We start from the raw sequence: 18746 nt of genomic DNA, 5'->3' as shown, positions 1-18746 counted from the left end.
GATGGGCCGCGTCGTCCGCGCGGCGGGCGGCGTTGTCCACAGAGCGGACGGCGTTGTCCACGGAGGGGCCTCAGGTGTCACCGACAGCTCTTAGACTGCTCGGATGACAGCGCTCGACGACGGTCCCCAGATCAGCGAAGCGCTGCAGGTTCTGCATCGCGTCTTCGGTTACGACTCGTTTCGCGGGAGTCAGCAGGAGATCATCGACCACGTGATCCGGGGCGGCGACGCGCTCGTCCTGATGCCGACCGGTGGCGGGAAGTCGCTCTGCTACCAGATCCCGGCCCTGGTGCGAAAAGGCGTCGGGGTGGTGATCTCGCCGCTGATCGCGCTCATGCAGGACCAGGTGGACGCGCTCACCGCACTGGGAGTGCGCGCCGGATTCCTCAACTCGACGCAGAACCCGGACGAGCGGCGCATGGTCGAGTCGGAGTTCCTGGCCGGCGAGCTGGACCTGCTCTACCTCGCGCCGGAGCGGCTCAAGGTCGACGCCACCCTGCGGCTGCTGGACCGGGGCACCGTCTCGCTGTTCGCGATCGACGAGGCACACTGCGTGGCGCAGTGGGGTCACGACTTCCGGCCCGACTACCTCACCCTCTCCCAGCTCCACGAGCGTTGGCCGGACGTGCCCCGTGTCGCGCTCACCGCGACCGCGACCGAGGCCACCCACGCCGAGATCGCGTCCCGGCTGAACCTGCAACAGGCCCGGCACTTCGTGGCCAGCTTCGACCGGCCCAACATCCAGTACCGGATCGTGCACAAGGACAAGCCGCAGAAGCAGCTGCTCGACCTGCTGCGCGCCGAGCACGCCGGCGACGCGGGCATCGTGTACTGCCTGTCCCGGGCCTCGGTGGAGAAGACCGCCGCGTTCCTGGTCGACAACGGCATCGAGGCGCTGCCGTATCACGCGGGTCTGGATTCGCGGGTGCGCGCCGCCAACCAGTCCCGGTTCCTGCGCGAGGACGGCATGGTGATGGTCGCCACCATCGCCTTCGGGATGGGCATCGACAAGCCCGACGTGCGCTTCGTCGCGCACCTGGACCTGCCCAAGTCGGTCGAGGGCTACTACCAGGAGACCGGCCGCGCCGGTCGCGACGGGCTGCCGTCCACCGCGTGGCTGGCGTACGGCCTCCAGGACGTGGTGCAGCAGCGCAAGATGATCGACGGCTCGGAGGGTGACCTGGCCCACCGCCGCCGGCTCGGCACACACCTGGACGCGATGTTGGCGCTGTGCGAGACGGTGGAGTGTCGACGGGTGCGCCTGCTCGCCTACTTCGGCCAGCAGAGCACCGCGTGCGGCAACTGCGACACGTGCCTGTCGCCGCCCGCGTCCTGGGACGGCACGATCGCGGCGCAGAAGGTGTTGTCGACCGTGTGGCGGCTCAAGCACGAGCGGCGTGGGCAGAAGTTCGGCGCGGGCCAGATCGTGGACATCCTGCTCGGCGCCAAGACGGCCAAGGTGATCCAGTTCGACCACGACACGCTGCGCGTCTTCGGCATCGGCACCGAACTGGGCCGGACCGAATGGATGAGCGTGGTACGGCAGTTGCTCGCGATGAAGCTGATCGCCGTCGAGCCCTCGTACAACGCGCTCGTGCTCACCGAGGAGAGCGAGGAGGTGCTCGGCCGGCGGCGCGAGGTGATGTTGCGCCGGGAGCCGGAGCGGCCCGCCCGTGCGGCGAAGGCCGACAAGGCGGCCAAGGGCGGCAAGGGCAAGGCCGCGCCGGTCGAGCTGCCTGCGGAGGCCGCGCCGATCTTCGAGGAGCTGCGCGCGTGGCGTGCGGCCACCGCGAAGGAGCAGGGCGTGCCCGCGTACGTGATCTTCCACGACGCGACGCTGCGCGAGATCGCCGGCACCCGGCCGAGCACCCTGGCCGAGTTGGGCACGATCAGCGGCATCGGCGAGAACAAGCTCGCCAAGTACGGTCAGCCGATCCTGGACACGCTGGCCGGCTCCACGGCGGCCGGCCCCGCGCCGGCGCCCGCTTCCGTACCGGCGCCCGCGCCCGCGCCCGCGCCCTCGGCCGCGCCCAAGACCGCACGCGCCGCCGAACTCACCCGTGAACCGGTGCCCGAGCTGATCCGCGAACCGCTGCCGGACTACCAGCCCGACTACGAGCCGGACTTCGAACCGGAGCCGGAGTACTACCCGGAGTTCGAGCCGGACCCGGACTACCGGGGCTGACCGGTCGGGCGGCCGGGCCGGCCGGTAGGGGGCGCAAGCCCGTCCCGGCCCTGCTCGGGCCGGCCACCTCCGAACGCGAGAGTGGCCGGCCCCGGAGTCGATCCCCGGGGCCGGCCACTCGCGAAGCCGATGTTCGGTCAGCCCTTGGGCGCCGGACCGTCGCCGCCCTGTCCCGCGTCCAACTCGGCCAGCTCCGCCAGGAAGCGCTCGATCACGTCGCTGTCGGCCACCAGCGTGCCGACCGGCTCGCCGAGCACCTTGCCCGCGAGCTCCGTCCCGATCAGGCCCAGCTCCGCGTGCAGGGACGCACTCGCCAGGGCGATGTCCGCGTCCAGCCGCTCGTGGCCGGAGGTGACCAGCTCGTCCTTGATCCGCTGCCCCTCGGCGCGCGCCTCGGCGATCAGCCGGGCGCCCTCCTCGGAAGCCTGCTGCCGGACCAGCGCGGCCTCCTTACGGGTCTCGACGATCTGCGCGCGCAGTTCGGCGAGCGCCGCCTCGCTCTCCCGCTGGAGTTCCGCCGCCCGGTCGAAACCGCCTTCGAGCGCCGTGTGCCGCTTGGCGATCGTGTCCGCGATGCGCGGCAGCAGGATCTTCGCCAGGATGGCGAAGACCAGCACAAAGGTGATGAATCCAAAGATCAGTTCGGCGATATCCGGCTTGAGAGGTCCCATGCCTCGAAATCCTCGAACACGGCCGAGAACAAATCAAGTTCCGATCACCCTCGTGACCACTCCCGGTGTTCGCCGAACTCCGCCGCGCAGCCGCCGAGCCGGGCCGCGGCCCGAGTACCTCCTGCGTACGGCCTGCGGAATCGGTTCGCCTGATCGCCTCGGCGCACCCGCCCCGGCCCGGTCCACCCGTCACGCCCGCCCGGCCGGGAAGTCGAGCAGCACGATCGGCTCCCCGCTCGGCTCCGCGGATCCGCCCGGCGGCTCCACGGTGACCCCGACCCCCGACGCCCGGTCGATCGCCGACGCGAGCAACGCCGTACCCGGCCGGATCACCCCGATCGAACGCATGTGGCCGTTGTCGTTGTACCAGCCCTGATATACCCGCGCGTTCGGCAACGTCGGAAGGCCGGACATCAGCAACACCGTCCGGTCGAGCGCGCGGGACACGATCATCCGCGCCGTACCGCCACCGGCCACCGGCGCAGACGCCTGGACCGCGTCCGGCGCGGCGAGTACCGCCTCGATCCGCGCGCTGCGCTCGCGCTCCGAACTCACCGCGCGCTCCGCCCTGCGGGCGTCCTGGTACTGGTCGATCGCGACACCGCCGAGCGCACCGAGCGCGGCCAGGCACGCGGCGAGCACGAAGGCCGTGAAGCGCCGGGCCCGACGCCGCGCGGTCCCCACGACCGGCAGTCGCACGGGCACCTCGGGCGGCAGTTGACGTACGGTCACGATGCCGTCCAGCACTCGACGCCTGAGCTCCGCGGCAGGCGTCTCGGCAACCGCCGAGGCCAGCCGCGCGGCGGTCTCCCGGAACTCCCGAACCTCCTGCGCGCAGGCCGGGCACACGGTCAAGTGCCGCTCGAACTCCCGCTGTTCGTCCTCGTCGAGGGCGTGTACGGCGTACGCCCCGGTCATCGTGTGCAGGTCGGCGGGGGTCATGTGCCCACTCCCAGGCAGTCGCGCAGGCGGATCAGGCCGTCCCGCAGGCGGGTCTTGATCGTGCCCAACGGCACGTCCAGGAGGCCGGCCACCTCACGATGGGTACAGCCTCGGTAGTACGCCAGGGTCACCGACTGCCGCTGCAACTCGGTCAGGGTGCGCAGGCAACGCCGCACCTGCTCGCGTTCGAGCCGGGCCTCGACCTCCTCGGTCACTTGGTCGTACTCGGGCGTGTGGTCGCGTACCGCGGTGCGTTGTTCGCGATCGGTGGCCGCCTGCGCCGAGCGCACCCGATCGACCGCGCGGCGGTGCGCCATGGTCAGGATCCAGGCCATCGCGCTGCCCTTGTCGGGCCGGAAACGGGCGGCGGTGCGCCACACGTCGAGCAACACCTCCTGCGCCACCTCCTCCGATTGCGCGGGATCGCGGACCACCCGGCGCGCGACCCCGAGCACCGCGCCGATCACCGCGTCGTACACGGAGGCGAAGGCCTCCTGATCCCCCTGCGCCACACTCGCGAGCCGATCCTCCAGGGTCGGCCCGCGATCATCCGACGAGGCGATGTGCACGACGGTCCTCATCCGTCCTCACCACACATCCCGGCGCCACGGGTCACGAAGCCTCTCGCCGCGTAATCGCACAACCCGGTGCCGCGCATCGCGAATCCGCGCGCCCCGAAACCGCGCTCCCCGAACCCGCGCGTCCCGAAGTCGCGGGCCCCGAGTCCACGCCTCCCGGCACCGCGGCCGGTGCCGCCGTCGCCCCCGAGGCCGGATCCGCTCGCGGCCGCACAGCCGCCCCGGCGGCGGTGCCCATACCGATCACCCATGTCCCACTCCCGCTCGAGCCGCCCCGAGGACGTCACCCGTGGTGGGATTGCCCCAGCACTCCCGAACCACGCGTCCGTCCGGCACCGGATGCGGCTCCGATCGAACCGCGTCGCACCGGCGTCCGCCAGGTATTCGATGCCGAACGTCGAACGGATTGGTGCCCACGCCGGTCGATTTCCGCACCACGGGAGAGGACCCGGCGCACCCACGTCCCTCGATCGGATCGGCCCGACCCGATTCGGGTGAACGACCAATCCGCACGACCGTCGGTCGCGAATGGCCCGACGTGAAGGCAATCGGAACTCGCCGATGGACGCGGGCCGGACTGGGCGCGCTGAGCGGACTGCTGTCCGCCGGCGCCGCACTGGCCGTCGCCGAACTCGGCGCCGCGTTCGTCCGGCCCGAGGCGAGCCCAATCCCGGCCGTCGGGGGAGCGGTCATCGACCGCACTCCCCCGGCCATCAAGGACTGGGCCGTCCGGGAATTCGGCGACAACGACAAGTTGATGCTCCAGTCCGGAATTCTGGCCATCCTCGCGCTGATCGCACTCGGCCTCGGCCTGGTGTCGCTGCGGCTGCGTCGCACGGCGATGGCAGGCGTGTTCGCGTTCGGACTGCTCGGCGCGTTCGCCGCCTACCACCGGGCCGGCGCCGGTTTCGCGGACACCGTGCCGTCCCTGCTCGCCGGGGTCGCCGGGGCTGCCGCGCTGTGCCGGCTGACCAGGCCGGTGGTCGGGGTGTGTGCGGAGGATCGCGCGTTCGACCGCCGCGCCTTCCTGATCACCGCCGGCGCGGTGGCCCTGGGCTCCGCGGTGTCCGGCACCACCGGTCGGATCATCGGCAACGGGAAGCGGGCCTCGATCGCCGCGTTCCGCGACCGGATCCGACTGCCCACGCCCGCCGAACCGGCCCCGGCGCTGTCGGTCGGCACGGATCTGCGGTTGCCCGGCATGTCCTCGTTCACCACCACCAACGCCGACTTCTATCGAGTGGACACCGCTCTCGTGGTGCCGCGTGTGAACGTCGGGAACTGGTCGCTGCGGATTCACGGCAAGGGCGTGCGTACGCCGTTGACCTTCTCCTACGACGACCTGCTCCGGCGCCCACTGATCGAGCGCGACATCACCCTGACCTGTGTGTCGAACGAGGTCGGCGGCCCATACACGGGCACGGCCCGGTGGATCGGCGTACGACTCGCGGACCTGCTGCGGGAGGCGGGCGTACGGCCGCCCTCGCGCGGCGGCCCCGCCGATCAACTCGTCTCCCGCTCCACCGACGGAATGACCATCGGCACGCCGGTCGAGGTCGCCATGGACGGGCGGGACGCGCTGCTCGCGGTCGGCATGAACGGCGAACCGCTGCCGTTCGAGCACGGCTACCCGGTCCGGATGGTGGTGCCCGGGCTGTACGGATACGTGTCCGCGTGCAAGTGGCTCGAGGACCTCGAACTGACCACGTTCGCCGCGTACGACGCCTACTGGGTCAAGCGCACGTGGTCGCGGGAGGCGCCGATCAAGACCCAGTCGCGGATCGATACCCCGAAGCCGTTCGCCCGCCTTCGGATCGGCACGCCGGTACCGGTCGCGGGCATCGCGTGGGCCCAACACCGGGGCGTGTCCGCCGTCGAGGTCGGCGTGGACGGCGGCCCGTGGCAACCCGCCCGGCTCGCCGAGGCGCCGAGCGTCGACACCTGGCGCCAGTGGGTGTGGGAGTGGACGCCGACCACGGCGGGCTCGCACCGGATCGAGGTCCGTGCCACCGACGCCGGCGGCGCCGTACAGACCGACAAGCGCGTCGGCACGGTGCCCAACGGCGCCACCGGCCGGCATTCGGTGGTGGTCACCGTCACCTGACCGACGCCCCGAAGTCCAAGCGCAGCACCCAAGCCCCAAGCCTCATCGCTCACGCCCAGGCTCCGGCACCTCACGCCTCACGCCTCACGCCTCAAAAAAGGAAGTCACCAATGACCACCATCCGTCTCCCCCGCACCATCGCCACCGTCGCGACCGTGGCCGCCCTCGCGATTCCGCTGGCCGCCTGCGGCAGCGACGACAAGGACGACTCGGCCAAGAAGACGGAGACCTCCGCGCCGGCCGCGGCGCCCTCGTCGGCCGGCTCCCCCTCGTCGGCCGCCGGCGCCCCCGGCGGCGCGAACCCGGCCTCGGCGCCGTTCGGCAGCGCGTGTTCGGCGGTACCCGCCACCGGCGCGGGCAGCTTCACCGGCATGGCCATGGACCCGGTCGCCACCGCCGCGTCGCACAACCCGGTGTTGTCCACCCTGGTGACCGCCGTCCAGACCGCCGGGCTCGTGGACACCCTCAACACGGCGCAGAACATCACCGTGTTCGCGCCGACCAACGACGCGTTCGCCAAACTCCCCAAGGAGACCCTGGACAAGGTCCTGGCCGACAAGGCGATGCTCACCAGGATCCTGACCTACCACGTCGTCGGTCAGCGGCTCGCGCCCGCCAGGCTGGACAACGGCTCGTTCGAGACGCTGGAGAAGCAGTCGCTCACGACCAAGGGCTCGGGCGAGACGTACACCGTCAACGGCACCTCGAAGGTGGTCTGCGGCAACGTGCAGACCGGCAACGCGACCGTGTACCTCGTCGACACCGTGCTGATGCCGCCGGCCTCCTGACCGGCCCTGCCCGACCCACCCGACCCGGCCCGGCCGGGTGGTGACCGACGGGCGGTCGTGTCCCCGCGCGTGGGGACACGACCGCCCGTCGGCGTGCCGAGCGCCCCCGGGCCTCTCCCTCCCAGGTCCGCGGGCACCGGCCGCCGAGCACCGGTCGGAACCGCCCCCATCGGTCGGCCTGCACGACCCGGCGCCCCGAGTGCGTCTCCACCCACCACGTCACCGAGGTCGGCTGACCTCACCGTCGAAGCTGAAGCCCCTGTCCAGCCCCCCGCGCCGGACAGTCGTCTTCCGCGTCTTGGGCGGGCTCACCGGTTGATCGGTATCCGTGGCGGGTGGACGTTGATATCCGGGCACGTACACCCACGCGGTCTCGTCGACCTCCTTGGCTCGCACGTGCACCTCCCCATAGGCCGCGCTCTCCAGGCCGCCACGCTCCGGGACGACCACCGCCTCGTGCCACGAACCGGACACGATCAGCGCCAGACACGCGCGCTCGGCGGCGGCCAGCACCGCGCGCAGCGGGTCGGCGTTGACCAGTCGGCAGGCGGTGTTGATCGCGCTGCCCGACCAACCGCGGATGTCCTGCACCACGTCGCCCGCGTGCAGGGACACCCGCAGTCTGATCCGCGCCTCGTCGCTGGCATGCCGGTCGTGGTTGCGCAGCCCGGCGTGCAACCGGTCGATGAACAGATCGGTCAGGTCCTCCTTGGGCACGTTCGCCGGGATCAGCAGGATCGCGCCGTCGCCGCGGTCCTCGACCACGCACGCGTCCCACGCGATGCCCGCCGATTCGAGCGCGGAGTGCAGCAGTTCGTACAGCCGCCCGCGCACCCACTCCTGCGTCACGTCCGAACGCCGGCCGAATCGCTCGACGTCGAGCACCAGGATCGACATGTATCGCGACTTGGCTCCCACGGATTCCCCCAACCGCCTACCGCGCCGTGCGCTCGCGCGCCTCGCTACCTGCCCCTCAAGGAGTACTCCGGCGACGGCCGGTTGTACGCGTCAGATGACACACAACGCGTTATCCGTCGGCCCATTCGCGCAACGCGGGCGGATCGGGCACCACGATGCTGCCGCGCCGGGTCCGCACCAGCCCGGACTCGTACAACACGCGCAGCGCCCGGACCACGGATTCGCGCGAGATGCCGATCGCGTCGGCGAGTTCCTGCTGCGTGGTCCGGATCACGTACGGCCCCTCGGCGCTGCCCAGGGTGCGGTCCGCCAACGCCCGGGCCACCCGGCGGCCGGTGGCCAGCGCGCCGTACTCGACCCGCCAGCGGTCCGACTCGCGAATCCGGGAGACCGTGCGGATCAACACCGCGTACACCAACGGAGCGTTCGTGTTGAGCAGTTCGCGAAACCGGGACAGCGGCACCAGGACGGCCACCACCGGGCCCAGCGCGACCACGGTCGCGGACCGGCCCCGCCCGTCGATGCAGGCGAGCTCACCGACCAGCTCGCCCGGTCCGCGGACCGCGATGGTGACCGCCGAACCGTCCGAGGTCGCCCGTTCGATCTTGACCTGCCCGTGCTCGATCAACACCACGTGACGCGGGTGGTCGCCCTCCATGAACAGCGCGTCGCCGCGGTCGTAGCCCAACCGCCGGCCGGACTCGCGCAGGACGTCCCGGAGTTCCTTGGGCAGTGCCCTCTCGTCCTCGGCCACACCCGCTCCTCCGTCGCCCGTGCCGCCAGAGCTTAACCACGCGCATTCCGATCGGTCAGGCGTTCGCGGATCCCGCCGGTGGGCCGGGATCGAGGTCGGCCCGACCGCTCCCGAGCCGTCCGCGTGGCGTGGTCGGCCCTTCGGTGGGTGTACCCATCCGGGCCGACGGACCGACCGGGCGGGAGTGGATCGGCCCGTTCCCGGGGAGGGATAGGACTCGCACGCGGGCGGAGCCCGGCGACCAGGAATCGACGAGTCGAACGGTGGCACGATGGACGCACGGATGCTCTACACCCAGGTCGTACAGGACCTGACCACGGGATCCACGAACCGGTTCGTGGACCGGGCCGAGGCCGGCCAGGTCGAAGCCGAGGCACTGCGCCGGATCGCCGGCGAGGAGTATCGGATCATCCTCAGCGATCGGCGCTCGTTCGCGTTGCTCGCGGCCCGATTCCCGGACGCCGCGCCGCTGTTTCTGGCCCTGGCCGACGGCGAGGGCCGAGCGTTGCAACTGCTGATGCCGTACGCGGAGGCGGTCGGCCTGACCGCCGCCGACCTGCTCGGGTACGCGCCGAACGCCGCCGCCCAGGGCTACCCGCATCACCTGGCCTGGCTCGCCCAGTTCGGCTCGCGCGCCGAGGTGGCCCTCGCGTTGTTGGCCAACTTCGGTTTCTGGGGCGGTTATTGCGAGCGGTTCGCCCGGGCCCTGCGTACCCACCACGAGTTGACCGAGGATCAGGTCGCGTTCTTCACCTTCTTCGCGGAACTGCCCCCGGGCTTCGAGGACGCCGCGCTGACCCTGTTGCAGACCGGACTGGACGCGGGTGACGACCAGGAGGGCGCCAAGACCGCCGCTCGCCTGATGCAGAGCTACGAACTGGCCTTCTGGGACGCCCTCCCGACGTCCTGACGCAACGAGCGCGGCCGGCCCGGCCGACCGCACCGCGCCCGTGCGCCCTACTTCGACTCGGTGAGCCCCGCCCCGGCCGCCCCCTCGGAGAGCACCGCCTCCACCACGCTCGACCGCGCGGCCTCCAGCAGCGTCCGGGTGTCCGCCGGGGTGCCCGGGTCGGCCAGTGCCTTGTTCACGTCCAGGATCCGGAACGGCGGCCCGGGGTGCGAGTACAGCGGGCGGAACCGCGCATCGGTCACGCTCCACGTGCCCGCCGCGTCCCGGGAGAACGTGAACAGCCCGGCCGAGCTGTAGTTGCCCCTCGGCTTGTCCGGGAAGTTGGCGAGTTCGTCGCCCATCCCGTAGATCACCCACGTGCCGTTGACCTTCTCGTAGGCCTGCGGCACGTGGTTGTGCGTGCCGATGATCAGGTCGAAGTCCTTGCTGCCGTTGTCCGTCGAGGCGGTCAACTCCCGTGCCAAGGTGCGCTGTTGCTGGTCCGGCTCGCGCTGCCACTCGGTCCCCCAGTGCACGCTCAGCAGAACCAGCTCGGCGCCGGCGGCCCGAGCGGCCCGGGCCTGGGCGATCATCCGCTGCTTGTCGATCACGTTGACCGACCACGGCTTGCCCTCGGGCAGCGGGATCCCGTTGGTGTCGTACGTCCAGGACAGGTGCGCGACCTTGACGCCCTTGACGTCCATGATGGTCGGCGCGGCCTCCTGCTCGCTGCGCGCGCTGCCCGCGTGCCGCACCCCCGCCGCGTCCAGGGTCTCCAGCGTGCGCTGGACTCCCTTGAAGCCGCCGTCGAGGGTGTGATTGGACGCGGTCGAGCAGCCGTCGTAGCCGGTGTCCGCGAGCGTGCGGGCGATCTGCGGCGGCGCGGCGAAGATCGGATAGCCGGTGAACGGCCCCTCGGGCGGGGCGTATGGGGTCTCCATGTGACACAGCGCCAGATCGGCCTGCTGCACCAGCGGCACCACGTCCGCGAAGATCTTGTGGAAGTCGTTCCCGGAGCCGCCCGCGTCCCGCTCGGACTGGGCGATGATCGTCGGGTAGGCGAGCACGTCGCCCGTGGTGGTCAGGGTGAGGGTCATCGGCTGCCTACCCTGAGCCGCGGGCGTGGGCGCGGGCGCGGTGGGCGCCGAGGCGGCCGAGTCCTTGCGGGCGTGGTTCCCGGTCCGGCCGGAGTCCCAGACCAGGGTGATCAGCCCTGCCAGCAGACCGAGTGCCACCAGCGCGATCGCGGCGCCGTATCTCTTGCGTGACGTATCCATGGCCGCGTATTCCCCCCACGCGAGCGCCGCAGCGAAAGAGCCGCCGATTGGCGGAACTCTGCCGGCCCGCTCGTGACCGGCCAACCCTGATCCGCCCGGCCGTAAGCGGGATGTCGAGGGCTCGCGGCGCACGTCGGATCACTCGCCCGCCCGGGTCCCGAGGCGGGCCGGGGCAACCCGAATCGGCGGCGCATGGCACGGGGGGAGCCATGCGCCGCCTCGCGAGGCGCGCGCGGCCGAATCCCGGGTGGGGACAGGATCGGGGCCTGTCCCGGGGATCTCGGCTTGGTCCGCGCCGCCCGGCATGGGCCCTAGCCGCAGGCCTCCAGGTACTTGTGCAGGACCAGCTTCGCGACCGAGGTGTGCGCACCGATCGGCTCGGCCGCCGTACACCCGGCCTGGGCCGCGACCTCGGCGATCCGACCGGCTTCGACATCGGGACCGAGCACGTGCGGCGCGAGCGCTATCGAGGCCGCGCCCATCTCGCGCAGCCGCTCGGCGGCGACCGACACCGTCTTCGGGTCGCCCAGGTCGGCGGTCATCACCGGCAACGCGAGTCGGGCCGCGAGCAGCACACCGGTCACCTCCGCCGCGGCGACCGCCTCCGGGCCACCGTCGGTGACCAGCACGATCCCCTCGGCGGCGGTGGCGACGCTGAACAAACGGGCCCGGTCGGCCCGGGCCAGGCCGGCTTCGGACAACCGCTCGTGCAGCACCTCGGCCAGCAGCGGGTGCGGACCGAGCACGCCGCAGCGCAGGAACTCGCCTTCCGCGGTGGCGAGAACGGCCTCGGTCCGGGCCGCGGCCTCGGCGTCGGGACCGAGCAGGAGCGGGACGACGACCGCCGACGGCGCGCCGCGCAGGACGGCGGCGAGGTCGGTGCCGCCCTCCTCTATCACCACCGGCCGGATGTCGAGTCCGGGCAGATCCGCGCCGGCCAACAACGCGACCTCGCTCACCAGGGCGAGCAGGTCGGCGTTCGCGGGGCCGGGCACGGCGAGAATCAACGGTTTGGCGGCCTCCGGGAGTTCGTGGGAATCGGGCCGACGGTGCCGTCCGCCCTGACGGGGTTGCGGCACCCGGGTGGGCAGACCTGGAGTGCGGGCGGGCAGCGGGGACGCTGCGTCCGAGGAGGAGCTCATGGGATCGAATTTTATGGAATCCGGCCAAAGCCTTCACAGCAGGACGACAAGAGCAACAGGACTGTTACGGCCATGATCACCGCCGGCGCTGCCGGTGGCCCGGATTTCACGGCTCCGGCGGCGGCCGACCCACCGTCGACCGGGTGCCCGCCCCGCTCAGATTCGGGTGGCCAACTGTGGATAGTCCACCACCAATCCCTCCCGATCCACGAGCAGATCGCTGCGGAAATCACCGGACTCGTAGCGCACCCGAGCCCCGTCGGGTTCCACGCCCAGGTGCGTGTACGTCTGCCAGGACGGTGCCACCACCAACTCCGGCACGGCCACGAAGGCCATCAGGAAGCGGTGCCGGCCGGCCTCCTCGTGCAGCCCGTGACGCAGGATCGGCATCGTGTTGGTGAGCGGACACAGGCCCAGGTCGCAGTCGAGCGCGTCGGCCAGGTCCGGCCGGGGCACGCCGTCCACCGTCCAGCCGTCCGCCGTGCGCCGCAGGTCCAGCCGTCTGGTCTCACCCGCACCCTGCGCGACCACCCGCAATCGGGTGGTCACGTAGTCCTGCCCCGTCTCCAGCTCGTAGGTGAGCCGATACGACCGCGGCGTCGTGCCCAGGGCCTCGCCCCGCGCGGAGAGCCACGACTCCCCCAACTCGACCCACGAGGTCTCCTGCCCGCCGCTCTCGGTCACCTGCCACGTCAGTACGCGCTCATCCGTCACGTGTGCATCGGTACCCCGATTCGGCCATCCGCACCAACGCTTTTCCGACCCCGGCACGGGCCCCGTTCAGCCGGCCGCGGCAGCCGCGGTGGCGAACAACTCGGGCAGTGTCCCGGCGAACGAAGGGGCCATCCGCGCGGCGATCACCCGGGCTTCCAGGCCCTCACCCAGGTATTCGCGGATGTACTCGGCCATCCGCGCGCGCTGCGCGGCGGCCGACTCCGGTTCCGGCGCGTAGCGCTGGATCCGGTCGTACAGCTCCAGCGCCCGCTCGGCGGGCGTGGCGGCGATGAACACCCGCTCGGCCAGATCCGGAATCTTCGTCAGCTCGACACGCAGCCGACGCACCTCCTTCGTGTAGCTGTCGTCGTGCGGGTACACCCGACGCCATCCGCCGCCGACCGGCCACCGCTCGCGCAGCGCCTCGCCGTCGTCGGCGGCCTCGGCGATCGGGGCCGGACAATCCGGAAGCGCGGTCAGGTAGCGCGCGGTCGCGGCCGGCAGCGGCGCCTGGGCGTGCGCGGCCTCCAGGGCCGACCAGGCGGCCCGCGGATCCCAGGGTGCGCCGATCAGGAAGCCCTGCGGCACCCGCGGGGGGTCCGACCGGGGCGACCGCCGGGCGAGGCCGCGCTCGTACTCGGCCCGCAGCCGCGCGCGGCCCTCCTCGCCGGCCTCGAACATCGCGCGCAGCTTCGCCGCCGGCCCCTCCCGCAGCGGCAGGTCCTCGACCAGGCTCGCCGCCCCCGCGACACCGTGCCGATCCCACAGGGCGAGCAACGCGCCGAGCAGGACCGCACGATGCACGGGCACCACGAACGGCTCGTGCTGCCGCCTGTTCCCGAAGGTGTCGCGGAACAGCGGGCGCAATGCCTGCGTCCCGCCCTCCTCCCACGTCCGGATACACGTGGACACGCTCACGTTCGCCTGCCGCACCCGCAGCAGCGCGGCCCGCACGAGCGTCGGATCGCCGGACCACACCCCGGGGCGCCGGTAGCGGATGTTGTCCGACCGGAGCGCCCGCGTCCTCGTGTCCGGGTCGAGCGGGACGGTGCCGGCGGCGGCCATGATCCGGTTCCGCTCGCGGTCGCCCGCCCTGGGGTTGTTGTAGACGGCCGCGTTCACCTCCGGGACGCCCAGATCGATCAGCGCGTCGTGCGCCTCGGCGCGCACCGATCCGGCGGCGGCCAGCGCGAGCCGCTGCTTCGGCGTCGCGCGACGCACCACCTCGGCGACGATCGGCCCCGGCAGCAGGGCGCCGAAGTGCACGAGGTCGAGCACCGTACGCGGGCGCAGGTGCGGCACGAGCGCGGTCAGCAGCTCGGGGCGGGCCGACAACAGCAGTTGCCGCCATTCGGTGGCCACCGTGCGCGGCGGGGTCGGGATCACCTCGGTGCCGCCCGTACCGACGCCGGCCGCCTTGACGAGTTCGGCCACGGTGCCCTGGCAGTCGGGCAGCAGTGCCAACAGCCGTGACCACGCGCGCGGGTCGGCCCCCAGGTGCCGCTCCAGAAGCGCGGTCACCTCGGTGGTCGGCCGCAGGTAGGAGAAGGCGTCGTGCGCGGCGCAGTGCCGGAGAAAGCGCAGTGCCGCGACGGCGGGTCGCGCCTCGGCGAGAACCTCGGTGGTCACCCGGATGTTCGGGTTGCGCGCCGCGGCCCGGATCAGGTCGGCACCGGTGCCGTACCGGATCACCGAGGTGATCAACGCGGCCGGGAGTCCGCGCGCCTCGCCCAGGTGCGGGGCGTAGGTCCCGCGGACTCGGGCGAACACCTCGCCGTCGGCGTTGTCCAGCGCGGCGAGCAGCGCGAAGGCGGAGGCATAGTGCATGTCGGATGCCCTCTCGGGAGTCGTGGCCCACTCGGGGACGAAGGGTGGTGGCACACACGGGAACGAGCGATGGGGTCCGCCGGGGGACCGACGGTGGTGGCCTGCCCGGGGGGACGACGGTAGTGGTCCGCCGGGGGGCGAGCGGTACGAGGACGGATGTACGGGTCAGCCGCGGGCGGCACCGGCCGCGGTGGTGACCAGTTCGGCCAGACTTCCCTCGAAGTGCGGGAGCAGGCGCAGGGCGACCGCCGCGAAGGCCGCACGGTCCGCCGGTTCCACCTGACTGTCGATCAGTTCGCGGAATCCGTCCCGAAGTTCGCAGGCCGTTCGGGTGTCGGGAAGGATCGTCTCGCGCAGCCCGAGCAGTTCCGCGGCCAGGGTGGCCCGTCGACCGGTCAGGACCTCGGCGATCGGCAGTCGGCCGGCGGCGAGGTCGCTCGCGATCCGGAACTCGGCCTCGCCGCGCCGCCGTGACCTCGGGTCCCACCACTGGACGGGGGCCGGCCAGGGCCCGCACCGGCTCATCTGTGCCGAGGGCGGGCCGAATTCGATCTCGCGGCGCAACTCGTCGGGACAGCCGTCCTGTTCGGCCAACAACGCCAACGCCCGAGGCGGGAACGCGCTGCGGCGGTGCGCTCGGCCGATCCGCGCCCAATCGGGGGTACTCGTCTCCAGCATCGGCCACTCGAAGGCGGGCACATACCGGCGCAGGCGCCGGACCAGCGGTGGGTCGCCGATCGACCTGGCGATCCACGCGCGCAGTTCGGTGTCCGCGGCGGGCGAGGTCAGCAGGTCCCGACAACGGTCGGCCAACCGGGGTTCCGGCTCCATTTCGTCCAGCAAGTGCAGCGCGGCGCGGGCTCCGGCGCATTCGTACAGCCGCAGCAGGGCGATCAGCAACAGCGAGCGATAGCGCGGCCTCCGGAACACCCGCGGTCGGGTGCCGTCCCCGCGCGGCGGGAGGGTCCGCAGGTGCGCGCGCAGCCCCTCGATGCCCTTGTCCTGCCAGATGGTCAGGCACTCGGGCAGGGTGATCGCCATCGCTTCGCGGTTGAGCAGCGCGGCGCGCACCAGTAGCGGATCGCCCGACCACAGCGCGGGCAGACGGATCGTGCTCGCCCAGTCGTTGCACACCCGTTCCACCAGAGTCGGGTGCAGCGGCGTCGAGGACGCCATGATCCGGGCCCGGATCGCCTGCCCGGTACGCGGGTTGAGGTAGAGGGCCGCGTTCGTCGCCGGGTCCGCCAGGGCGAGCAGCGCGCCGGCCACCTCGGGCCGGGTCCGCCGGGCGCGGGCCAGCGCCAGGCACTGCGCGGGGGTGGCCCGGGCGATCACGTCGGCGAGCACGGCGTCCGGCACCCGGGCCCCGAACCGAAGCAGGTCGCGCACGATGTACGGAGGCAGCGCGGGCAGGAGCTCGGCCAGGCATGCCGGCGGCGCGAGCAGCAGCAGGTGGCGGAACTCCACCCGCAGTTCGACCGGTACGCGCAGGCCGGGCGCCTCCTCGCCCGCGCCCGCCGCCTCGATCGCCGCGCTCAACGGCCCCGCGAAGGTGGGCAGCGACGCGAGCAGTCGGCCCCACGCGGGTGCCGAACCGCCCAAGTGCCGCGCCATCGATTCGCGGATCCCGCGGGTGGCCTCGGTGTAGGCGCGCGGATTCCCGGGCGCGAGCGAGCGCAGCGCGCGCAGGGTCGGCAGCGCGGGGCCGGTGTACAACTCGGGCAGCGCGCCGCGCGGAAGGCCCAGGTTGCCGGCGATCGCGAACAGCGCGGCGTCGTCGCCCGCCCGCAGTGCGCCGAGCACCACCGAGGGCGGCAGCACCTCGGTGTCGCGAAGCGCCGCCGGCATCTCGTCCCGGATCCGTGCGAAGATCATTCCGTCGGCATCGTTCAATTCGGCCAGCAGCGCGATGATGGCGGTCTTCGACACTCGTGCACCCTCCGTGGCGTCCTCACCTGGACGCTACGGGGTCCGGCCGACAACCACTCGGCCGAGGTGCACCCACGCGCCCGGCGCGCGCGGGTGCACGCCGCCCGGCCCCGGTCACCCGCCGTCGCCGACCGGCCCCGGCCTGCGGGCAGTCGCGCAGGCGCACCGGCGGATGTCGAAGTCGGGGATTGCCGTGGACACATGGCGCGTCGAGCACCCGCCGGTGATCTCCATCGCACCGAAGAACCGGTCCTCGACCGGCGCCGCGCCCGGGGATCGGGTGAGGGCGCGCCGGGCGGGTGAACGACCCCGGTGGCCGACCCGCGAGTCGGATCTGACGCATGGTCAATTCGACGACTCCGTGGTTCCATCGCGCTGTCGATCACCACCTTCGGAGGTCTCGTGGCGGAACGTGTTGCCCTCGTCGTGGGTGCGGCCGATCTCGGCGAGGCGGTCGCGCACCGGCTCGCCGCGGACGGTTGCGAGCCGATCCTGTGCGATCCGGGCGATCCCGGCCCGGCCGCCGCCCGCATCGCGGCGGCGCGCGGCGGGGTGGAGCCGGCGACCGTACGCGCCGCGCTAAAGGACCCGGACGAGTTCCGGACCGTCGTCGCGGCGGGCCTGCGCGCGGCCGGACACGACGCGGTGGACGTGCTCGTGTACACGCTGCTGTCGGCCGACGCCTTGTCGCCCCGGCCGCTGGCCACGCTCACCGAGGCCGAGTGGCACCGGCTCGCGGAGGACCCGGTCCGGCACGGCCTGACGGTGCTTCAGGTGGCCCGCGAACTGCTTGCCCCGCGCCGGGGCCGGTTCGTCCTGGTCGTGCCCGCCATCGCCCTGGAGGGCGCCGCCGATCTGGTGCCGGCGGCCACCGCCGCCGAGACGCTGCGCGCGCTGGCCAAGTCGGCGGCCCGGCGCTGGGCGGTCGACGGGATCACCGTCAACATCGTCACCCCGGACGTGTTCGCCTACGGCGCGGAGCACTTGCGCGGCACCGACGTGGACCGGGGCGAGGCGGTACTGCCCGGCCCGAGCACCGCGCGGGACGTCGCGGACGCGGTGTCGTTGCTGCTCACCCCGGCGGCGGCGCGGCTGACCGGGACCACCCTGATCGTCGACGGAGGAGCGCTGATGACGCCGTGACCGAACACGTGGCGTTGGTGACGGGTGCGGCGGCCGGCCTGGGCAAGGGGATCGCGCTGGCCCTGGCTGCGGCCGGTTCCACCGTCGTGGTGACCGCGCGCAGACTGGCTTCCGCCGCCGAGGTGGTCGAGGAGATCACCGCGCGCGGCGGCAGCGGGTGGGCGACCGAGTGCGACGTGACGTCGGCGGAATCGGTACGTGCCGCGGTCGAGGCGAGCGCGGCCCGGTTCGGCGGGCTGCACGCGGTGGTGCACAACGCGACCTCGCGCCGCTCCAGCGAGCCGGTGGACTTCGAGCGGGCGCGTCCGGAACTGTGGCGCGAGCACGCCGACGTCTCGCTCACCGGTTCGTTCACGGTGGCCCACGCGGCCTACCCGCGGCTGTGCGAGACGCGGGGCGCGTTGTTGTTGCTCACCTCGCCCGCCGGCATGCGCGGCAGCGCCAATCTGTCCTTCTACGCGGGCGTCAAGGGCGCACAACGCGGCTTCGTCAAGGCGCTGGCCCGCGAATGGGGTCCGAGCGGCGTCCGGGTCAACGGCCTCGCGCCGCTGGCCGTGACGCCCGCGCTCGCGTCCGCGTTCGAGGCGGACCCGACCATGGAGTCACGGATAGCGGACAAGGTCCCGATGCGCCGAGTCGGCGATCCGGAAACCGACATCGGCGCCCCCGCGGTCTTCCTGTGCGGCCCGGGCTCGCGCTACATCACGGGGCAGACGCTGATCGTCAACGGAGGTCGGGATACTTTTCTGTAGGGCGACTTCGTCGCCGGCTCGCGAGGCACCGCTTTATTGGGCGACTTCGTCGCCGGCTCGCGAGGCACCGCTTTATTGGGCGACTTCGTCGCCGGCTCGCGAGGCACCGCTTTATTGGGCGACTTCGTCGCCG

The 18746-nt window shown here is 72.4% G+C and carries 16 protein-coding genes; 6 read left to right on the top strand and 10 right to left on the bottom strand.

Annotated elements, in window-relative coordinates; genetic code table 11:
- Window positions 1–103 precede the first annotated feature (103 nt).
- The gene (recQ, locus tag ACIRL2_RS06620; protein WP_402230574.1) at window positions 104–2185 is read left to right on the top strand and encodes a DNA helicase RecQ; all 2082 of its coding nucleotides are present in this window, start codon (window positions 104–106) and stop codon (window positions 2183–2185) included.
- Window positions 2186–2322: 137 nt separating this feature from the next.
- Here recQ and ACIRL2_RS06615 read toward each other — a convergent pair whose 3' ends face one another.
- The 3 genes from ACIRL2_RS06615 to ACIRL2_RS06605 all read right to left on the bottom strand — a co-directional run bounded on the left by ACIRL2_RS06615 (window position 2323) and on the right by ACIRL2_RS06605 (window position 4379).
- Window positions 2323–2856, bottom strand: coding sequence for a hypothetical protein (locus ACIRL2_RS06615; protein ID WP_395866113.1), 534 nt, complete (start codon window positions 2854–2856; stop codon window positions 2323–2325).
- 189 nt (window positions 2857–3045) lie between these two features.
- Window positions 3046–3798, bottom strand: coding sequence for an anti-sigma factor domain-containing protein (locus ACIRL2_RS06610; protein ID WP_402230571.1), 753 nt, complete (start codon window positions 3796–3798; stop codon window positions 3046–3048).
- Window positions 3795–4379, bottom strand: a complete 585-nt coding sequence (locus tag ACIRL2_RS06605; RefSeq protein ID WP_395866117.1) for a sigma-70 family RNA polymerase sigma factor — start codon at window positions 4377–4379, stop codon at window positions 3795–3797. The genes ACIRL2_RS06610 and ACIRL2_RS06605 overlap by 4 nt, the downstream gene beginning before the upstream one ends.
- 535 nt (window positions 4380–4914) lie before the next feature.
- On the opposite strand from ACIRL2_RS06605, the gene ACIRL2_RS06600 reads away from it, so the two are divergent.
- A complete protein-coding gene (locus ACIRL2_RS06600) occupies window positions 4915–6480 on the top strand; it encodes a molybdopterin-dependent oxidoreductase (protein ID WP_402230568.1) in 1566 nt (521 codons plus the stop codon).
- A 110-nt stretch (window positions 6481–6590) separates the two neighbouring features.
- The gene (locus ACIRL2_RS06595; protein ID WP_402230566.1) at window positions 6591–7268 is read left to right on the top strand and encodes a fasciclin domain-containing protein; all 678 of its coding nucleotides are present in this window, start codon (window positions 6591–6593) and stop codon (window positions 7266–7268) included.
- Window positions 7269–7487: 219 nt separating this feature from the next.
- Here the strand turns inward: ACIRL2_RS06595 and ACIRL2_RS06590 are convergent, their stop codons facing one another.
- Together ACIRL2_RS06590 and ACIRL2_RS06585 are read right to left on the bottom strand one after the other, a co-directional pair.
- Entirely contained in the window at window positions 7488–8186 is a 699-nt protein-coding gene (locus ACIRL2_RS06590; RefSeq protein ID WP_395866123.1) for a hypothetical protein, read from the bottom strand.
- A 109-nt stretch (window positions 8187–8295) separates the two neighbouring features.
- A complete protein-coding gene (locus tag ACIRL2_RS06585; RefSeq protein ID WP_395866125.1) occupies window positions 8296–8940 on the bottom strand; it encodes a Crp/Fnr family transcriptional regulator in 645 nt (214 codons plus the stop codon).
- Window positions 8941–9211: 271 nt separating this feature from the next.
- On the opposite strand from ACIRL2_RS06585, the gene ACIRL2_RS06580 reads away from it, so the two are divergent.
- Window positions 9212–9850, top strand: a complete 639-nt coding sequence (locus ACIRL2_RS06580; RefSeq protein ID WP_395866127.1) for a transcriptional regulator — start codon at window positions 9212–9214, stop codon at window positions 9848–9850.
- Between the two features lie 47 nt (window positions 9851–9897).
- Here ACIRL2_RS06580 and ACIRL2_RS06575 read toward each other — a convergent pair whose 3' ends face one another.
- From ACIRL2_RS06575 to ACIRL2_RS06555, 5 genes are all read right to left on the bottom strand, one after another.
- Window positions 9898–11106, bottom strand: coding sequence for a CapA family protein (locus ACIRL2_RS06575; RefSeq protein WP_395866129.1), 1209 nt, complete (start codon window positions 11104–11106; stop codon window positions 9898–9900).
- Between the two features lie 311 nt (window positions 11107–11417).
- Window positions 11418–12248: a sirohydrochlorin chelatase gene (locus ACIRL2_RS06570; RefSeq protein WP_395866131.1), complete on the bottom strand. Its 831-nt coding sequence runs from the start codon at window positions 12246–12248 to the stop codon at window positions 11418–11420.
- Window positions 12249–12404: 156 nt separating this feature from the next.
- Window positions 12405–12962 (bottom strand): putative glycolipid-binding domain-containing protein, encoded by a 558-nt coding sequence (locus ACIRL2_RS06565; RefSeq protein ID WP_395866133.1) that lies wholly within the window; start codon window positions 12960–12962, stop codon window positions 12405–12407.
- Between the two features lie 66 nt (window positions 12963–13028).
- Window positions 13029–14789 (bottom strand): hypothetical protein, encoded by a 1761-nt coding sequence (locus ACIRL2_RS06560; RefSeq protein ID WP_402230561.1) that lies wholly within the window; start codon window positions 14787–14789, stop codon window positions 13029–13031.
- A 165-nt stretch (window positions 14790–14954) separates the two neighbouring features.
- A complete protein-coding gene (locus tag ACIRL2_RS06555) occupies window positions 14955–16718 on the bottom strand; it encodes a hypothetical protein (protein ID WP_402230559.1) in 1764 nt (587 codons plus the stop codon).
- A gap of 402 nt (window positions 16719–17120) precedes the next feature.
- On the opposite strand from ACIRL2_RS06555, the gene ACIRL2_RS06550 reads away from it, so the two are divergent.
- Together ACIRL2_RS06550 and ACIRL2_RS06545 are read left to right on the top strand one after the other, a co-directional pair.
- On the top strand, window positions 17121–17861 hold the full coding sequence (locus ACIRL2_RS06550) for an SDR family NAD(P)-dependent oxidoreductase (protein ID WP_402230557.1): 741 nt from the start codon (window positions 17121–17123) through the stop codon (window positions 17859–17861).
- Window positions 17858–18613 (top strand): SDR family NAD(P)-dependent oxidoreductase, encoded by a 756-nt coding sequence (locus ACIRL2_RS06545; protein ID WP_395866140.1) that lies wholly within the window; start codon window positions 17858–17860, stop codon window positions 18611–18613. The genes ACIRL2_RS06550 and ACIRL2_RS06545 overlap by 4 nt, the downstream gene beginning before the upstream one ends.
- Window positions 18614–18746 lie beyond the last annotated feature (133 nt).

It is taken from the genome of Embleya sp. NPDC127516 (assembly GCF_044765325.1).
Taxonomy (GTDB): domain Bacteria; phylum Actinomycetota; class Actinomycetes; order Streptomycetales; family Streptomycetaceae; genus Embleya.
Note: the sequence above shows the minus strand (reverse complement) of the source record. Positions and strands in the feature narration are given on the sequence as shown.